The sequence below is a fragment of the Paenibacillus sp. 1-18 genome, from assembly GCF_000520755.1.
Lineage (GTDB): Bacteria > Bacillota > Bacilli > Paenibacillales > Paenibacillaceae > Paenibacillus > Paenibacillus brasilensis.
Map to the genome: position 1 here is coordinate 29,515 of NZ_ASSB01000252.1, position 18,997 is coordinate 48,511.

Consider the following 18,997-nt stretch of genomic DNA (forward strand, 5'->3'; position numbering starts at 1 on the left):
AACGCTTGATATAGAAATCAGTTTACTCTATGTACATTAAAAAATAATGATCTTTTCAATTTATTTTTCTCATGATATTTTAATGTGCCCTGTGTAAGCTGAGTCATGACTCTATGAACATGGCTCTGTTAGCCGTTCATCATGAAAGAAGGTTGTATTCTTGAAAATGAAAACACTGATAACCGCCATCACTCTATCGGTAGCTTTCTGTATGTTGTCTCATGCCGGTAAGTTTACTGTCCGTTCTGATGCTATGGCGGCTCAAGCCTTAACCCGGGCTGACTTGTCTGTGAAGGTTAAAGCATCGCAGCCCAATGCTATCGAATCTCCGCAACGTATTGACCATATTGTTATTGTGGTAGAAGAAAATCATTCGTCGAAAAAAATCTCAGGTAATCCCTCCGCTCCATTTATGAACGATTTAATGAAAAACGGTGTCAATTTGATGAATCATTATGCGATTGAACATCCAAGTCAACCCAACTACCTGGATCTATTTTCCGGTTCTAATCAGGGCGTCCACAATGATTTGACTCCAAAGAAAATGAACACCAGCAATCTGGCTTTAGAGCTTATACAGCATGGATATACGTTTGGGGGCTATTCGGAGGGGCTGCCTCGAACCGGATTTACCGGTCCATATGATCTGGAAACCCTGTATGCGAGAAAACATAATCCGTGGGTAAATTTCAACAATCTGCCTGCCTCAATCAATATGCCTTTGACCCGTTTCCCGCAAAACTTTAATCAGCTGCCGACGGTTTCCATTGTCATTCCTAACCTGCAACACGATATGCACGACGGCACAATCCGGGAAGCTGATCAATGGCTGCAGGCCCACTTATCTTCTTATGCTCGATGGGCACCGCAGCATAACAGTCTTTTGATCGTAACATGGGACGAAGATGATATGAGCAGCAACAACAAAATTCCGACTATGATCATAGGCGCTCATTTGAAAAAGGGCCTGTATAATGAAAAAAGCAATCATTTTTCCATGCTACGCATGATTGAACAATTTTACGGATTGAACTTGCTCGGCAAGAGCAGAACGGCCCCGCCGCTGAATCTATGGACAATAGGCTCATAAATGTCTAATATGGTGGTGAAGTACGACTTGAAGGAGATTAGTCACTTGGATGTATTGTATAGCAAGCGCAGTAATAACCATGAGATTATGGTGTACGACACCCCGGAACTAGACGGTGAAAAGGGGTCCTTCCGTGTGATGCAATTTTCGAATGCGGCTGTCCAAGGTGCGTTGGATTTGAATGATCCGCAACGTATCCTGTTCGAATACCCGAGGGCTATCATCCATCTGATGGAGCTGAACGATCCTTCATTCGAGGACGTATTTGTCATCGGACATGGAATCGGAACGATTGCGGGCCATTTTAGAGAAAAACACTTTAAGATTGCAGAGCTGGATGCCCTGGTCGTGAAGTTAAGCCAAACCTTCTTTGGGTACGATAAAGACAATGTGACGATTGGGGATGGACGTCACATCTTGGAGCAAGAAGCATCGGATGCTTATGACTATATTATTTTGGACGCCTTTACGGAGCAGGGTACGCCATTGCATTTAGTATCCAGAGAATTTTTTAAGCTGGTCAAAGAAAAGCTGGATACCGAGGGCTCTATTATCATGAACTTAATGGGTAAAAGGGAACACGATCACGTGATAAATGCCATTCATACGACATTACGTGAGGAATTCGCCTATGTTACTGCTTTTTCGCTACCCTCGGAAGGCACTGCTGATATTCAAAATGTCATCATCATAGGGCGGCACAAACCGATCCGTTTTCAGACACGTCAAATGGTCGGCTTTTATGAGATTACACTTGGTGAAGGTCATATTTTACGAGACACTAATGCTTGAATGTCCAAAATCCGTTTGCTTGCTTCCGTGATATGAATCGTCTCCTTGTTGCTGGCGCCTCGCTCTATCCACTCTATTTTTCCATGCTCAGCATCTTTACCAACGACGATCCTCACTGGAATACCTATCAAATCTGAATCTTTAAATTTAACTCCTGGGCGTTCCTCCCGATCATCCAGCAGCACCTCTACGCCTTGATCCTGCAACTGTTATATAATTCCTCGGCAATCTGCATTTGCAGGTTGTCTTTCACAGAAACCGGAATGATATGAACTTGAAATGGAGCCAGCGCTGAAGGCCATATGATCCCGTTTTGATCATGATTTTGCTCGACTATGGCTGACAGAATTCGGGAAATACCGATACCGTAGCACCCCATAATCATCGTCTGCTTTGCTCCCAGCTTCTCACTGTAAAGGGTACCGATTTTAAACACATGTCCAAGCTCAATACCACGATAAAGCTTCAACTCCCCTTCGTCACAGCGAGGGCATCTGTCCCCTTCTGTGACATTACGTAAATCCGTCACATGGCGAAGATCCATATCGCGTCCTGGATTCACATGCCGATAATGGGTTTCCAGCTCGTTCGCGCCGGCGATGCTGTTCGACATTTGAGCAACTGCGCAATCCACCCATACAGGAATCCTCAATCCAAACGGGCCTATATACCCGGAAGGGGTCCCGGTTACCGTTGATACGATATCTGCACTTGCTATTTCGAATTTTTCACTACCTAAAATATGTTGAGCTTTCACTTCGTTGACCTCATGATCTCCTCTAACCACTATAGCGATGGGTTGATCATCAGCCATGTAAATCAGTGTTTTGATGATGTCTTTTGCCTCTATATGAAGCCCTTCAACCAGTTGATCTATCGTGCGCAGACCTGGAGTATGAAATTTCTCCATTGGCTCTGTGCTGAGAGAAGAAGAATAGCTGACATGTTCCTGTGACTCGGCTTTTTCAAGATTGGCCGCGTATTCACAGCAGGTACATGCTGCTATCGTATCCTCTCCTATGTCAGCAAGCGCCATAAATTCATGAGTTCCTCCTTCACCGCCAATAGCGCCCGCATCTGCCTCTACTGCGCGAAAGTTTAGACCGCAGCGTGTGAAAATACGATGATACGTCTCAAACATGGTCCAGTAGGTTTGGTCTAATCCCTCCCAATCCGTATCAAAAGAATAGGCATCCTTCATCAAAAATTCCCTGCTACGAAAGAGCCTCCCTTTAAAAACAAATACAGGCAGAACAGCGGTAGAAAAACGATGGCGTATCTCAGATGATTCATTAAGCAACCTGCTCCCTTTACAGTTTCAGCAACAAAAAGTGGGTAAGATTCTTTTCTTTATTTATGTATCTTTCTCCTTAAAATACAGACCTTTAAAAAACACAAAATTTTGCGGATGTGTGCCGTACAGCTCCTTGAACATGGAATGAAGCTTATTTAGAGAAATAGTCTCTGAAACCGTCCGATCTGTTTGAATGGTTAAGGCGACACAGCTGATTCCGAATTGGCATACCTGCTCCATTGGATATCCTTGGATAATTCCATATATCATTCCGGCAATAAAAGCATCGTCAGCACCCGTGACATCAATAACTTCCTGATCGTGCTGTATAGAAATTTGTCCATGCGCTCCATCCTGGGAGGTAAATAGGACACTGTCAGTTCCCCGGATCAGAATTACGTTTTGAACCCCGAGTTGGTGAAAAATTCGGGTTGCGTCCAGTAGTTGCTGATCATCTGTAAGTTGTATTCCCAAATAGGATTCAGCTTCCATCTGCTTACATACCAGCCAGCCTACCCCGTTTAAATTTCGAGGAAGTTTTCTCATTTTGAAGGCTGATACGGAAGAAACGACAAGCGGAATTCGATGTTCTTGGCATAGCCGTATGGTTGAAGCAATTACGTTCATTGAGAAATTAGTATCCAACAGCACCAGCTGAGATGAGGTGATTAAGGGGATATTTTCAAGGATAGCTGAAGGACGAATCTGATCATAAATCTCCATCTCTGCTGTCGCTACAATCAGCTCACCACACTCGTTCAGCAAAGCGGTGTAAACCCCGGTTGACGGTTCTCCCTTGACCTGCAGCGGAATCACATTCATGTAAAGTCTAGACTGCTCGACTATAAATTCACCTTCGGCATCATCGCCAACTGCGGTCAACAGGCTGACCTGCTGGCTTAGCCTCCCCAAATTTTCGGCTACATTTCGAGCCACCCCACCGCAGGATTGCTTTCTGGTGCTGCTCGGGTTGGAGGTGTGAAGCTGAAATGTACCTTTAATCATAATTTTACGGTCTAGATTTGCTCCCCCGATACATAGTATTTGTTGTCTAGTGGGCCAAGGCTCGTTCAGTTCATTATTGCGGTTCAGTTTTAATTTCATCATTTGACCCCTTTCGCGAGTCTGTTCGCGCCGGATGGTTTAAAATTTGTAAAACAATAGGTACTCTATAAAATTAACATGTTCCAAATGTCAATTTCCCAAGAACCGTGTCGAATCCGTAAAATATCCTAAACATATATCTACTCTCTATAACAAAAAAATCACCCTATCGCAGATACCATCCTTACGGTAGGGTAATTTGGTAAAATACTGCTTATATCCTTCGTTACATCACACTATTTTAAAATACCCTTTTTATTTCCACTTTTTATACATTTATGTTGACTAACTTAAAGAATCTGGTACATTTAAAATTGATGTTAAAAACTTTGACTTGAATCAGAGGGTGATTTTACATGTGTGAGCATGCTTATCGAATTTTGTTGTTTTACAAATATGTAAATATTGAAGATCCTGCCACCTTTACGGCAGAGCATCTGGCTTATTGCAAGGAGCTAGGCGTCAAGGGAAGAATCTTGATTGCTGAGGAAGGTATTAACGGAACATTGTCTGGTACGGTAGAGCAAACAGAGCAGTATATTCGTGATTTGCGCGCCAATCCGAAATTCCACGATATCGTTTTTAAAATAGATGATTCTGACGGTCATGCGTTCAAGAAAATATTCGTACGTCATCGTCAGGAGCTTGTTACGCTGCGTCATGAGGATGAGCTCGACCCTAATGAAATTAGCGGCAAGCGTTTGTCACCGAAGGATTTTTATGAGCAGCTTCAAGATGAAGATGTAGTTGTTCTGGACGGTCGTAACGACTATGAATATGACATCGGACATTTCCGCGGAGCCATTCGTCCGGAAGTTGAATCGTTCCGTGAATTTCCACAGTGGATTCGCGACAATATGAGCCAGTTTAAGGACAAGAAAATCCTGACGTATTGCACCGGAGGTATTCGTTGCGAAAAGCTGTCCGGTCTTCTGATCAAAGAAGGCTTTAACGATGTAGCCCAACTGGATGGCGGCATTGTGACTTACAGCAAGGACCCGGAAGTACAAGGACGCTTGTTTGACGGTAAATGCTATGTGTTTGACGAACGGATTTCGATTCCAATCAACCACACCGACGAGGACGTTATTGTCGGCAAATGCTTCCATTGTGAAACGCCAAACGATCATTATATCAACTGCCCGGTATGTAATCTCCAGCATATCGTATGTCCAGACTGCGAAGAGCAGCATCAACACTATTGCTCTGATGAGTGCCGGACTAAAGCGGAAGCTGTTGTTTCTGCTTAACTCAGCAGGAAAATTTGTTTTCATCATAATAAAAGGGATGTTCCACCAGCCTTTCAACATGGCTGTGGGCATCCCTTTTGTTGTTCTACTCAATGCATATTTAGAATAACTACCAGAAGCTTCATAGTATATACCTATGAGCTTAATCGTATTTACATCTTGGACGGGCTAGAAAGCCGCATCTTATAATAAAAATTGTTATTACAGAAAGGATGAGTGGATTTCATGATTCAAATTGTACTTTCAACTCTTTTATCTGTTATCGTTCCGCTGTCCCTTCCAGTGATTGCCGGGTTTTTACTCGGCAAATTCATGAAGCTGGAAACTAAGCCGCTCTCAACTTTATACTTGTACTTTTTAATTCCTGCAGTGATTCTGGACACGCTGCTCAAGGCTCAGCTTTCCTGGCATGATGTGGAGCAGACTATCGCCTTTTCCATATTGAATCTACTGTTGTTATGGGGAATTGCTCAATTAGCAGGGAAAATCTTAAAGCTGAGTGCTCCTGAAACCGCTGGACTTACCCTGATCTCCACACTGACCAATAGTGCGAATTATGGGTTGCCGCTCATTTTACTTGCCTTTGGGCAGCTTGGATTGGATAAGGCCTCTGTGTATGTGGTCATACAGATGATCCTGGTCAATACCCTTGGAGTTTACTTTGCAGCCCGCTCTGAATTTTCTGTTCAAAGCGCCGTCAAGTCGGTATTCTCACTGCCTGCGATCTATGCGGCCCTACTTGCCCTGGGGCTTCGGCTGCTGGATTGGCATCTGCCCTCCGGGATTCAATCGGGCGTCTCGATGATTGCTGCAGCCTATTCTCCGGTCGTGCTGGCGATCCTTGGCACCCAGATGGCTTATGTAAAAATCTCCAAGCTGGAGCCGTCTATTAAAAAAGCCAGCTATGCAGGACTCATCATCCGGCTTCTGCTCTCTCCGTTTGCAGCCTGCCTTTCCATGCTGATACTGGGGATATCTGGCCTTTTATTCTCCGTTCTTTTTATTCTGGCCTCCATGCCGGTTGCCGTGAATGCCGTCATCTTAGCACAAAAATTCAATGCATCGCCCAAACTCGTGTCCACCTGTATCCTGTGGAGCACGTTAGCCTCATTCCTGATTTTGCCTATCCTTATTATGATCGTAACATGATAGCTAGAAAAAAAGACTCTCTATGGTGTAGAGAATCCAGTATGCAGCCTGCTGTTGAATGAGGCTGCATACACTCTATTAGCGTATTCTTGGAAAACTGATCCAGCCCAGCAGATTTAACCTTGATTTTTTTCCCTTTTCCCGGATTTGTCCCATAAACTCCCCAAGAAATCGTTCCCACTTTAAACCTATTTCTTTTTTCGCGCTATCATTCTCAAGCACGCATCTTACGCTTTGGTTTAAGGCCAATTCCAGGTGTGTTAAGGCTTCGCGTAAATGATTATCTATATTTTGTTCGCTCATCTATCCATTCTCCTCATTTTTGGGTTCGTCAAGCAATGCGATTTCTTGGTCCAACTGCTTTTTCATTCTTTCAAATTGGGCTTCGGCGATGATATCTTCCATTTCCTCCCTTGCTAATTGAAGGTAAGATTTGCCCCGGTTGATCAAGCTGACTCCGCCTTGCTTTCCAGCTTCGGCAAGAGGACGAAAAGTAGTTTTAGCAATGGGAAGCAAAGCGGAAGCGGCAAAGGCAAGCACAGTGCCAACTACAATTTTATTAATATTGTTATTTTGCAGCATCGTGATCCTCCTTGTAATTAAGTATTACTGCGGCCGTTTAAGCCGCAGCAAAGGTTTGGTTTGCATGAGAAGCCCTGATTGCCTGCTTTTTTGTAATCAGAGCCAAAATCGGTTTGGACAAAAGAGATACCGAGCTGGCTACGCCAAGGATGGGAGCCCAATATTGGAGCGGCAGACGGGCGGTATGGAAAAACCCGGCCAATGGCGGGATATATATGGCTCCTAGTAGAGCCAGCCAGGAAACGCAAAGGGCCCCGATCAAAAAGCGATCTTTTGTCCAATCGCGTACTGTTTCTTCAGAGCCTTCCTGACGCCACGAAAAGGTTTGTATCAATTGCCCCGCAACCAAGGTTGCAAAAGCAACGCTTCGGGCCACAGGCATAGGCGCACCGACTGCTCGGCTTGCGGCAAACAAGCCGAGCGATCCCAATCCCAGCAGAACCCCTCTTGTAATCACTTTCTGGTACAGGTCTTTATCGACGATATCCGTTCGTTTCTGCTGCTTCGTTTTCTGGCCTGGATTGACAGCAAGAACCATTGCTGGCAAAGCATCGGTCAACAAATTCATCAGCAGAATTTGAATAGGAACCAGAGGGATCGGCAATCCAACCATCACGGCAACGCTCGTGACGATGATCTCGGCCAGATTTCCAGTTAATAAACAGCCAAGTGCCTTACGAATATTTCCAATAATTGTTCGGCCTTCTTTGACTCCCTCTATAATCGTGCCGAAATGGTCCTCCGTTAGCACCATATCCGCAGTTTCCTTCGTTACCTCCGTTCCTGTTCTTCCCATTGCGATACCAACGTTGGCTTGTTTAATAGCAGGCGTATCGTTGACGCCATCGCCAGTCATGGCAACGATTTGTCCTCGTTTTTGCAGCGCCGTTACAATGCGAAGTTTGTGTTCAGGCGTGACCCGGGCAAAAATGGATACTTCGTCCACAATTTGGCTTAACTCTTCGTCTGTTATACGGTCAAGCTCATGTCCAGTTACAACACTCTGCGTATCACTGTAAATTCCGAGTTGCTTCGCAATGGCAATGGCTGTAATCGGGTGGTCACCGGTAATCATCACAGGCTTTATCCCGAGTGCAAAGGCTTCCTGAATATTTTGTTCTACTTCAGGTTTGGGAGGGTCCATCATGCCGGTCATGCCGACATAAATTAATTCACATTCGTCGTCAATGGACTCATTGTCGATGCTCTCATCCAAGGGTCGATACGCGAAAGCAAGCACACGCAACGCTGCGGCTGAAAACTTTTCATTTTGCTGTATAATGTGCTGCTTCTGTTCTTCAGATAGAGGCAGTATCTCCCCGTTCTTTTGATATCGATTGCAATGGCCGAGAATCGTCTCTACGGCTCCTTTGGAAAAGAGATAGCATTCCTGCTGCGACTGAATGTCCTTGCAAACCACGCTCATTTTCGCGGTTTTCGAATCAAATGGAATTTCATGTCCACGATGCCAATGGGTCATATCTTTAAGCCACAGTCCGTTTTTGGCCGCGAGCGTCAAAAGCGCGCCCTCAGTCGGATCCCCTTTGGTCATCCACTGTCCTTCCTGCTGCTCAAGCTTGCTGTTATTGCATAACAAGCAGATTTGCAGCAAGCGAGTCAAATCAGGATGGGTTGAGGGGTTTTCGTAACTTTCAACATTTTTGATCCCCGCAGCTGCAGCAGCAGCCTCGGGAGCAAGCTCTTCCAATGCTCCCCTCGGTTCGTAGCCATTGCCTGTTACAGTCCACGCGCGATCCGCGGTAGAGAGCGCTTTTACCGTCATTTCATTTTTAGTTAACGTGCCTGTCTTGTCTGTGCAAATAATTGTAGTTCTCCCTAATGTTTCCAACGAGGAGAGCTTTCGGATCAGCGCGTTTTTCTTCGCCATACGGAAGATGCCTGCGCTGAGGGCAATGGTGATGGTAACCGGAAGCCCTTCAGGAATGGCAGAGGCTGCCAGTGTGATCGAAGTCGAAATCATTTGTGGAAAAGGGATGCTACGGAGCATACCAATTGCGAATACGATTCCGCCCACGATGAGAGCGCCTTTCACAAATTTTTTGCTAATTGACGTTACTTTTTCCTGTAAAGGGGTTACTTCTTTTTCCTGCTGCTTCAAAAGGGACATTAAATGCCCCATCTCGGTATTCATCCCGGTTTGTACAACAATACCCATCCCCTTGCCTCCGCACACGTCGGTTCCCATAAAGAGCATGTTGGTTCTCTCAGATAAAGCACAATCTTCAGGCAAAGAGGACTCGTTCTTTTCGACGGGAAGAGATTCCCCAGTCAGGGTCGACTCGTTCACTCGCATATTCCATGAGCTGATCAACCGGATATCGGCTGGAACGCGGTCCCCTGCTTCCAGGGAAACGATATCGCCGGGCACCAATTCCACAGCGTTTAGCTCTACGTGCTGGCCCTGTCTGATGGCTTTACATACCGGGGGTTGAAATTGATTCAGCTTGTCCACAACTTTTTCCGCTTTGCGTTCCTGAATTGTGCCAATTGCGGCATTCGCGAGCAGAATTGCCCCCATTGCAAGTCCATCGAATAATCCACCTGTAAGAAAGGCCAGTGCACTTGTACCAAGGAGAATCAGAGTTGTGAATTCCTTGAATTGACCCAAATATGCAATGAGCCAAGGAGTAGGCTTTTTACTCTCAAGCTGATTTGAACCATATCGGCTTCGAATTGAAAGTACCTTATCAGACGTCAACCCGCTTTGTAGGTTTGTTTGAAACTTCGTGATAATCTGTTCGCCAGGCAGCTGATGCCAGGCAAAGGCTTCGGAAGCAACCGCAGCCTCGTCCTTATATGCAATTCCCGTTGGACATGGCAAGGCTTCACTCCTGTTTTTGGTTCTGGATGTAAAAACAAGTGATAAAGCATCCCCGATCAAACTGGCCAATGGCGCACTGATCATGCCTAATGTAGCAAAAGCGGACCCTATAAGATTCCACTTTTTAGCGATTGAAGCATGCTCGTTTACGATTTGCTCTGTTCTTTCGGCGTACAGAGCGCTTTCCTGAATAGGTTGCAGCTCATGAATGGAAATCGTCTGGACTCCAGCTTCCTTATAAAACTCATTGAGTGGATTTTGCTCCAGACCGGCGACAAATAAAACCTCTTCGCCTTGCTGCTTGAGTACTGCGATCCGTTCAATCACTTCGCCTTGTTCAAAAGAGGACCAGCTTGTATCCATACCGTATTGCGAAAGCTCGTCAGCACTGATATGCAGACTGTTATTCAACAGTCCAAGCCTCCAGCCTTTTTCGCTGAATGATAAGGCGGTAGAGCTGTATTCGTTAACCGTTGATGGCCGATGTCTGGCAATTAACCCAAGACATTCGCCTTTGCCATTTCCTTGGCTTCCGACAAAAAGAACATCGTATTCTTTTCTTGCAAGCCTCTTTGATTTAAGCTCATAGGAACTGAAATCAATACCGTGCTCCTCCATATATGTGTAGCTGCCAATGATAACCTGTATATCATTGACTTTTCCTTTTATACCCTGTGGCTCTTCTGCCACATGAAAAGCTGTGCGGATCGTCCGGCAGGTTTGTTTTGCCTTGCTAAACACCTCTTCTTTCCATGGATGTTCTGTTTTCTCCATTAATGAAGCCGCCAAACATATCACTTTATCCGCATCTTGCTCCTTCTCTGCCATGCATTGAATTTCTTCAATCTCCGGACGGTTAAACAGGAGTGACGAGTCTTCGAATAAAATCGTTTTCGTTCGAGCGAGTTGGGATAATGATCCTTTTTCCGGAACTACGTATTTTCTTTCTTCTGAAACGAGCTCAGCCTGCTTCCAGGCATACTCGGCAGGTACGGTCACCACGCGCGGATTTGCTGCCAGAAGGACGGCGATTGCACGGAACGGGTTCCGGGTAACGGCCCAAGTCATTCCGGCTGCAATAAACCCTAATTTGCCTGCTTTATCGCTATATGCTTGAATTTCCGGTGACAAAGAAGCCCCTTGCTGTCCATTTAATGCAGAGTGGCTTCGCTTCCAGTTCACATATTGCAAAATGCTGTGTCCTGCAAGTGCTACAAGATTTTCGCCCATAAGTGCAAGAGCGAGAGCGCTTGTACCTAATATGAGATCTGAGTTTATTTTTCTCTTATCCGAATAGGTCTGAATTCCTCGCTTGAGAAAAGGGTAGCCGGTTACGACAGATACGAGCGACGATAAAAAGAACGTTGCCGGACTCCTTGCCAGGGCTGAACGTCCTAAAAAGATCTGCTTGATTCCCAATACGGCTAAACCGCTCATGGAAACAGCCAATCCAATGGGTATTTTTTCCTTTAGCTCCCTCGTATTGGTCTTAGGTGCCGTAGGGTTAATCGGGAGAGGGAGAGGAATATTCAATTCAGCTTGAGTAGCAGCAGCTTCGCGCTCCGCTTCCTTCGACAAGGTAGCCTCGTTCCGAATATCCGGGCGGGGTGTTAAATTAGCCGAACACATCCGTTCTTCTGTTTCACAGAGTATATGGATCATGTGCTGCTCAGAAACAAGCTTTACATCATAATGCACCAGCACTCTGCCCGTCACTGTACATGGTTCCGCTCTGTTAATTCCACTACAAGCTGACAGACTTTTGGCCAAAAGCTCTGCGGCAGCTTCGCTTCCCTGCAAGCCGTAGATTTCCATTCGTATCCTTCCTGGTAGAACATGAAGAAACCTGTTCTTGTTTCGCAGCGTCACCATATTTAACCTCCCTTGTCCATAATTAAAATCAACTCCACTTATGATTAACAACAGTTAACAAAATATGCATTTTGTTTTCTGAATGTAATCTGGTATAAAAATTTCATATTAAGGAATTATTTTATTAACAACTTTTTGAGGAGAGGATTTTTGTGGCCAAATCACCGCTTGGTATTATTTTTGCTGCTGCGGCCTTAGCACTTGCTGTGTCCCCCGAAGCCCGAAAAGCTGCACGTAAACTTGCCGTTAAAGGAGCAGGAATTGCGCTTGAGCTCGCAGATCAAGTCAAAGACCGTACTAAAGAGCCGCCATCCGCAGAAGCAATAAAAAATGAGAAAAAAAATACAGAACATCATTTGCTACCGTAACAGTTGGCAAATGTTCAATAATTTAAAAAGTGCATAGTGGGGAATTACTATCCTGGAGTAACAAAATAAATTAAACAAAGGAGAGATCAGCATGCTACAAGGCAATTCATTATGGGGAGGTCTTATTTCTGGAGGTATAACCCAGCTGCAGGATACCATTAGCTTGACGAAAGGACAAATGGATAACAAAGATTATATGGTTCATACGTCAGGGAATTTGACTGGAGCACTCGGGGTCATGGCCGGTATTGAGTATGGGGCAATCCTCGGAACTTCGCTGCTGCCAGGCGTAGGGACCGTACTTGGGTCCGTTGTTGGTGGGCTGTTAGGGAACAGTGTGGGTCATACAGTGGGAACGCAAGCAGGCAGTATGCTTGTTAACAGCCGTTTGGTGTGCAACCTGACACAATCCGCAGCAAAAGGAGCGGAGTCAACACCAGGCCCGGTCGTGGATGCAATGCAGACAACAACATCTCACGAATAAATAAAAAATATTCATATCGCTCGCTAACCTCGTTTAGCGAGTTTTCCCTATTTTAATAACGAGAGGAACCTAACCATCATGACTAAAAACGATGAGAATATTCCCGACACGATCACGATTCGCCTCAGTGCAACATGGCAATTGTTCCAAAAAATACGGTATTTATTATTTAGAAAAAAAGAATAGGCAGATGGAGGCGTGCGCCGTGAACTATATTAATCGTGAAATAAGCTGGCTTCAATTTAACAGACGTGTTCTTGAAGAAGCACAGGACGAAAGCACTCCTCTGTTGGAGCGAACAAAGTTCATATCAATTGTTTCCACCAATCTGGATGAGTTTGTCAGTGTCAGGGTCGCAGGACTTATGGATAAAATTAGAGCTGGCAATCAAGAGGTCGATTTCACTGGCTTTACTCCACAACAGCTACAACATAAAGTAATTGTCATGATTGAGCAATTAGTAGCAGATCAGTATTCAACCTATGCCCGGATTATTCAACTGCTAAAGGAAGAGGGCCTTGCTTTTACCACTTATGGCGAGCTTAATTCTGTGCAGAAGAGGGAAATGGAGACCTATTATCTTGAAAAAGTATTTCCCGTGCTAACTCCTCTAGCTATTGATAAAAGCCGTCCTTTCCCTCTGATTCGTTCAAAAAGTGTATATTTGGCCGTCGGTTTGAAGCCGCCTTCCGATGCATCGGGTAAGGAAGTTTATATTGCCTTGGTTGAAATTCCATCCAATCTGCCTCGTTATATTAAAGTTCCGTCTCTATCGGATCATGATCAATGGCAGTTTATTTTGCTCGAAGATTTGATTAAGCAGCATATTCACACTTTGTTTACTACCTATACGCCTATTACTTTCCATACATTCCGTTTAACTCGAAATGCAGATCTTGATTTAAATGAGGAAGAAGCGGAGGATATCCTTGATGAAGTGGAAAAAGTATTGCGCGCAAGAAAATGGGGCACTCCGATTCGTTTGGAAATAGAAAAGGGTTTTGATCCTTTTGCATTGGAATGGCTAGAAAAAGAACTGGAAATAGAAAGTCAGTTTTTAATTACGAATGATGGGCCTATTGACTTGAGCTACTTTATGTCATTCGCCAATTCGGTTGAGGGCTTTGAGCATCTCAAGCATTCAAGATTTGATCCTCTTTATCCGTTGGAGTTTACGAAGACGGACGATTTTTTTTCAGTGCTGCGAAAAAGAGATGTTCTCTTACTTCATCCTTATGAATCGTTTGACGTTGTTAACGATTTTGTCGAACATTCAGCGGTCGATCCATCCGTTATGGCTATTAAAATGACCTTGTATCGCGTAAATGGTAATTCACGGATTATCCGATCTTTGAATCGAGCTGCCGAATTAGGAAAGCAGGTCACAGTAGTCGTTGAGTTGAAAGCACGCTTCGATGAAGCCCGAAATATCGAATGGGCAAAAGAATTGGAAAAAGCAGGATGCCATGTCGTTTATGGCCTGCCCGGGTTGAAAATTCATGCCAAAATGGTTTTGGTTGTACGTAAGGAAGCAGATACTCTTAGACGTTACATTCATGTCGCCACTGGAAATTACAATGAAGTGTCGGCACAAATATTTACAGATATCGGACTGTTCTCTTCCTATCCGGAGATCGGCGAAGATGTCTCCAATTTATTCAATAAAATCACAGGATTTTCCGCCCCGAGCCAGTGGCATTACCTCAGTGTAGCTCCAGCGCATTTGAAACAACAGTTGGTAGACTGCATTCAGCGTGAAGTGGAAAATGCATTGAGCGGTAAACCTGCAAGGATTATAGCCAAAATGAACTCGTTATCGAATAAACAGTTGGTCGACCAACTATATTCTGCTTCCCAGGCAGGCGTCCGAATTGATCTGATCGTTCGTGGTATCTGCTGCTTGCGTCCAGGAATTCCCGGACTGAGCGACAATATTACCGTTCGCAGCATTGTCGGCCGATTTTTGGAGCACTCCCGCATTTTTTATTTTGAAAATGCTGGCACGCCCCAATTGTGGCTGTCCAGTGCAGACTGGATGACCCGAAATATGGACAAGCGGATTGAATTAATGTGTCCGCTATTAAATGAAGAGCATCAATCTGTCATCATCCAATATTTATTGCTGTTGCTAGATGATAATATTAAAGCCCGACAGCTGCTTCCCGATGGCCAATATGTCATGGTGCACAATGAACAGCCTCCCTGCTGTAGCCAATTAGAGGCCAAAAATCTTGTAATAAGGAAAAATAACGCTTTTCCAATTCAAAACGACCGCATAACCCCGTTGGCAGCCTTTGCATACACAAACGAGTCAGACCTGATTCACTGACTATTATCACCTTTTTCTGTATGGTATTCCTTGATAAGTTTATGCAATTTATCCAATAGATGTGGCGCCATGTCCAAAATCTTGTCATATACCGTAGGAGAGTTATCCAGATAGACTGTTTGAACGCCCATTTTGCCGATAATTATAATGGCGAGAGGTGTTACAGACGCACCTCCGCCCATACCTCCGCCGAATGAGGGCATCCCCCTTGTGGATTCCTGGTTGCGTTTGTCCAAATCGCGGCCACCTGCCGCAAATCCATAGCTTACTTTACAAACAGGGATGATAATGGTGCCGTCAGACACGACAACCGGTTCTCCAATGGTCGTATTGACGTTCACCATGTCCTTTAAGTGATCTTTGACCGTTTCTATAAAAGATTGTAATGGATGCTCTGACATTCCATTCACCTCTCTACAATGATTCTCTTATGTCATTGTAGTCAGGATTGGAAGAGAATAAACCGAATTGACTCTCTACACCATAGATAGCCATGCACGCTCCTGTCTCCATTCTACTTGCACAGGGGTTTCAAAAAAGGCACTAAGCGTTTCACTGCTCAGAATGTCTGTCGTTTTACCTTTAGCGAAAACAGTCCCCCGGCGTATCAGAATCGTATGCGTGTACATTGGTAAAATTTCCTCGATATGATGTGTGACATATAATAAATTCGGGGAACCTGGCGATTCGGACAGCTGATGAATGCTAGTTAGTAAGGATTCCCGGGAAAAGAAGTCCAAGCCGTTACACGCCTCGTCCAAAATCAGCAGCTTGGGTGAGGCCGTGAGCGCGCGGGCAATAAGCACTTTTTGCTTCTCCCCCTGTGAACATCCTTGATACAATCGGTCCACGAGGTGAGCACAGCCCAGTTGGGTCATGAGGTGTACGGCCTGCTCAAAATCCGAATCCGTTGTTTGATCATAAAGTCCAATGGAGGCAAATTTGCCGCTAATGACAACATCCTGCGTGCGCTGACTACCATTGATTCTCTCCTGTAAAGAGGAGCTGACCCAGCCGATAGATTTGCGCAGCTCCCTCAGATCCACGTCCCCGAACGTATGTCCCAACACACTCACACTACCTGTAGTTGGCCATATGTAACCATTGATCATATTCAGCATCGTTGTTTTACCCGATCCATTCAGTCCAAGCACAGCCCAGTGCTCACCTTCGGCTACCTTCCAGTTGATTTGATCCAGTATGGTACGATTGTCTCTTTTCCAGCTCACATTGTTAAGTTCAATGACAGAACACATGTTTATCCCTCCTATTGATCATATCATCTGATGTTTATGGGTAGAGAAACTAAATATTTACTATATTATTCTCTATTAATACATAAGGATAGCATAGAGTTACAGGTTGTTCAATTAGCCCGCTTTCTGCTCCCCCATATATGGGGGAACAAAAAGCGGGCTGTTTCGCTGACTTATGATTTAGATTTTGGAGCGATGAAGACTGATCTATGAGGCAGTTTATTCGCTATTTCTCTCGGAAGGCTCAGATTCGTTGCTAATACATCAACTGGGTTACCAGCCATCCACTCACTCAAATCAATGGCTTCGTAATGACCGCTGTTAAAACCAATCAAAATACGGCATATCTCTGATCCGGTATTTTTAATATAATGCCCGGCTCCCATGGGTACGTATCCTACATCTCCGGCTTCAAACTGCTCTGTGACGGCATTCCCTTCAGCGAGAAACACAGTCATTTCTGCATGACCATCCAAATAGTATTGCCATTCGTCCGCATTGGGATGCCAGTGCATTTCTCGTAATCCGCCCGGCTCCAGCTCAATCACAGATCCTGCCATTGTCGAAGAAATCGGAAAATCTTCTACCGTAACTGTCCGCTGTGTCCCACCACCCGGTGCTAATCTGGGCTGTTTGGCCATTAAAGGATACCGATGTTTAGTGATCAGATCGGAGGAAATGCGAGGAAATGCATCATGAGATCCGTTAGAAGGTACAGGTCCTTTTGCAAAATAGGCTTCCTTATCTGGCAAAAGAGCCAGTTCGTCGGCTGCAAGTCCCAGGTTCTGCCTTACAACCTCTGCAGGAGTCTGTGCTATGAAATCAGTTATACTGAACGTGTGATCCTCCGAAAAATCTCCATTATCAAAAATCAATATAAAATGACACTCTCCAGGACCAATACCTTGAATTGAATGACCATAACCACGCGGAAAATACCATACATCACCTGGATTGAAAATATCGACATACGAAGAACCGTCCGGATGGATAACTGTTGTCCGGCAGGAGCCGCTAACCACATAGGCCCATTCAGCCGCATTGGCATGCCAGTGAAGCTCACGCATTCCACCCGGTTCCAAACGCATGGACACCCCTGCTATTCCTTCCGATACAGGAAAATCATGGACCGAAGCCCCACGTGTGATGCCTCCCGGTCCGGTTCTGGGTTCCTTTTTCTCCAATGCATACTTAAATGATTTCATAGCGATTCCTCCTTAAAATCATTTCATATGTCTATGTTTACTTAATTGTGTATACCTATTATATACCTTTAATGTTAATGAAATCAAATTCATTCATTCTTTATCAACCGGATGCTTGATTCGATCCTTATATTCATCAAAAAATATACTACCATCAGAACTGATTACGGCATAATTGATGTTCTCAATCGAAAGCCCCTTCTTTTTTATCTGTGCATGCAGCCAATCTGTTGTAATGTTATTGTCCTTCAAATTAGCTTCAATGATGCTCCCGTCCATCATCAATTCAATAGGAAAAATATGCTCGGAACGATCGTCCAAATGCAAATCTTTTCTGGTTACAGGTTTACTTTCCCACTTGGGTAATACGGAAATGGCTCCATTCATTTCGAGTACGGCATAATGAACGTCTTGAATATTAAAAATATTTTTACTTCTTAGCTCCTGATTCAGTGTATCCAGTGTAATCCTAAGCTTTTTCATATTACTCTCCAAAATTTTCCCTTCCTGAATTAACACGGTTGGTTTCCCCGATAACCAACTTCTCAGCTTTCGGTTCTTCATGGCGAGAAACATTAGCAAGTAAGCAATTCCTGAAAATATAAGTAAAGAAGTTATTAAATTCCATACCCCTACTGAGCTATTAAAGGAAAGATTCGCGGTAATGGAGCCCAATGTAATGGCAGCCACAAAATCATGGTAGGTCATTTGGGAAATAGTCGGTTTGCCCAATATACGTGCTACAATCATCATTAGGGTAAATGCAAATATTGATCTTAACATGGTTTCCCATAATTCCATATACCAAGACCTCAGTTCTGATTGTTTTCATATAGTTTTTCCAATTTCACTGTTTTCATTACATTCACAAAACCGTTTCGAGCGATTCCGGGTATCGTCGTAAAATTTCCAGCGTCAATCGGCATATCGCAGATGTGAATTCGGGTACCCCCGCTATTTATGTAAGAAGGATGAATCAATAAGATATTCATCCTTTTATTTCTTCAGTTCAGAGCTTCAGTCACTGAACCGATTCCTCACTTATGAGCTTTTTGCTTTTTTAGAGCCTGTAATTTTCACCTTGTCTTTTAACTTATCTTTATCTTTATCTTTATCTTTATCCTTATCTTTGCTCGGACCTGTAGCTTTATTCTTTTGATTGGCTAGTCGCCAATAGCTTAATACTTTGCGGTACATCGACTTGTCTTTTAACTGGTTAAAAATATACGGGTCAGGCTTCGTGTTCACCTCAATAATCCATGGGGTCAAGCTGCGATCGAGTCCAATGTCCACTCCAATTTGCCGGAAATTGGGATATGTTTTTTGCAGTTGGACGGCAATGGTAGTGCCCAGGGCATTCAGTTTCTTTACCAGCTCAGA

Annotated in this window: 16 protein-coding genes and 1 pseudogene; 7 read left to right on the forward strand and 10 right to left on the reverse strand. The window is 44.4% G+C overall.

Annotation, left to right across the window (positions count from 1 at the left end; genetic code table 11):
• Positions 1-166 precede the first annotated feature (166 nt).
• Positions 167-1,090: an alkaline phosphatase family protein gene (locus tag L693_RS0116130; RefSeq protein WP_231503674.1), complete on the forward strand. Its 924-nt coding sequence runs from the start codon at positions 167-169 to the stop codon at positions 1,088-1,090.
• Between the two features lie 27 nt (positions 1,091-1,117).
• Entirely contained in the window at positions 1,118-1,882 is a 765-nt protein-coding gene (locus L693_RS0116135; RefSeq protein ID WP_081752155.1) for a spermidine synthase, read from the forward strand.
• On the opposite strand, the pseudogene proS reads toward L693_RS0116135, so the two are convergent.
• Both proS and L693_RS0116145 read right to left on the reverse strand, forming a co-directional pair.
• Positions 1,855-3,107 (reverse strand): annotated as a pseudogene (gene proS / locus L693_RS0116140) (proline--tRNA ligase); the annotation flags it as partial. The gene L693_RS0116135 and the pseudogene proS sit on opposite strands and share 28 nt — an antisense overlap.
• 129 nt (positions 3,108-3,236) lie before the next feature.
• On the reverse strand, positions 3,237-4,280 hold the full coding sequence (locus tag L693_RS0116145; protein WP_025718263.1) for a carbohydrate kinase family protein: 1,044 nt from the start codon (positions 4,278-4,280) through the stop codon (positions 3,237-3,239).
• 356 nt (positions 4,281-4,636) lie between these two features.
• Here L693_RS0116145 and trhO point away from each other — a divergent pair, with 356 nt between their 5' ends.
• Both trhO and L693_RS0116155 read left to right on the forward strand, forming a co-directional pair.
• Complete coding sequence (trhO, locus tag L693_RS0116150) at positions 4,637-5,530, forward strand: oxygen-dependent tRNA uridine(34) hydroxylase TrhO (protein WP_025718264.1); 894 nt, start codon at positions 4,637-4,639, stop codon at positions 5,528-5,530.
• A gap of 225 nt (positions 5,531-5,755) precedes the next feature.
• Positions 5,756-6,679 (forward strand): AEC family transporter, encoded by a 924-nt coding sequence (locus tag L693_RS0116155; protein WP_025718265.1) that lies wholly within the window; start codon positions 5,756-5,758, stop codon positions 6,677-6,679.
• A gap of 78 nt (positions 6,680-6,757) precedes the next feature.
• On the opposite strand, the gene L693_RS0116160 is transcribed toward L693_RS0116155, so the two are convergent.
• The 3 genes from L693_RS0116160 to L693_RS0116170 are packed head-to-tail and all read right to left on the reverse strand — an operon-like array spanning position 6,758 to position 11,975.
• The gene (locus L693_RS0116160; RefSeq protein ID WP_025718266.1) at positions 6,758-6,982 is read right to left on the reverse strand and encodes a hypothetical protein; all 225 of its coding nucleotides are present in this window, start codon (positions 6,980-6,982) and stop codon (positions 6,758-6,760) included.
• On the reverse strand, positions 6,983-7,261 hold the full coding sequence (locus tag L693_RS0116165) for a DUF5132 domain-containing protein (protein WP_049825183.1): 279 nt from the start codon (positions 7,259-7,261) through the stop codon (positions 6,983-6,985).
• 37 nt (positions 7,262-7,298) lie between these two features.
• Positions 7,299-11,975: a cation-translocating P-type ATPase gene (locus L693_RS0116170; RefSeq protein ID WP_025718270.1), complete on the reverse strand. Its 4,677-nt coding sequence runs from the start codon at positions 11,973-11,975 to the stop codon at positions 7,299-7,301.
• Between the two features lie 152 nt (positions 11,976-12,127).
• On the opposite strand from L693_RS0116170, the gene L693_RS0116175 reads away from it, so the two are divergent.
• The 3 genes from L693_RS0116175 to ppk1 all read left to right on the forward strand — a co-directional run bounded on the left by L693_RS0116175 (position 12,128) and on the right by ppk1 (position 15,156).
• Positions 12,128-12,343, forward strand: a complete 216-nt coding sequence (locus L693_RS0116175; RefSeq protein ID WP_025718271.1) for a hypothetical protein — start codon at positions 12,128-12,130, stop codon at positions 12,341-12,343.
• 91 nt (positions 12,344-12,434) lie between these two features.
• Entirely contained in the window at positions 12,435-12,827 is a 393-nt protein-coding gene (locus L693_RS0116180; RefSeq protein ID WP_025718272.1) for a hypothetical protein, read from the forward strand.
• A gap of 190 nt (positions 12,828-13,017) precedes the next feature.
• Positions 13,018-15,156 (forward strand): polyphosphate kinase 1, encoded by a 2,139-nt coding sequence (gene ppk1 / locus L693_RS0116185; RefSeq protein ID WP_049825184.1) that lies wholly within the window; start codon positions 13,018-13,020, stop codon positions 15,154-15,156.
• Here the strand turns inward: ppk1 and ytfJ are convergent.
• The 5 genes from ytfJ to L693_RS0116215 all read right to left on the reverse strand — a co-directional run.
• Positions 15,150-15,557, reverse strand: coding sequence for a GerW family sporulation protein (ytfJ, locus tag L693_RS0116190; RefSeq protein WP_025718275.1), 408 nt, complete (start codon positions 15,555-15,557; stop codon positions 15,150-15,152). The two genes, ppk1 and ytfJ, sit on opposite strands and share 7 nt — an antisense overlap.
• A 75-nt stretch (positions 15,558-15,632) precedes the next feature.
• Positions 15,633-16,412 (reverse strand): ABC transporter ATP-binding protein, encoded by a 780-nt coding sequence (locus tag L693_RS0116195; protein ID WP_025718277.1) that lies wholly within the window; start codon positions 16,410-16,412, stop codon positions 15,633-15,635.
• Between the two features lie 173 nt (positions 16,413-16,585).
• On the reverse strand, positions 16,586-17,617 hold the full coding sequence (locus L693_RS0116200; RefSeq protein WP_025718279.1) for a cupin domain-containing protein: 1,032 nt from the start codon (positions 17,615-17,617) through the stop codon (positions 16,586-16,588).
• A gap of 93 nt (positions 17,618-17,710) precedes the next feature.
• On the reverse strand, positions 17,711-18,418 hold the full coding sequence (locus L693_RS0116205; RefSeq protein ID WP_025718281.1) for a DUF421 domain-containing protein: 708 nt from the start codon (positions 18,416-18,418) through the stop codon (positions 17,711-17,713).
• A 240-nt stretch (positions 18,419-18,658) separates the two neighbouring features.
• Positions 18,659-18,997, reverse strand: a 339-nt coding sequence (locus L693_RS0116215; RefSeq protein ID WP_025718282.1) for a YheC/YheD family protein, incomplete at its 5' end; no start/stop codon positions are given.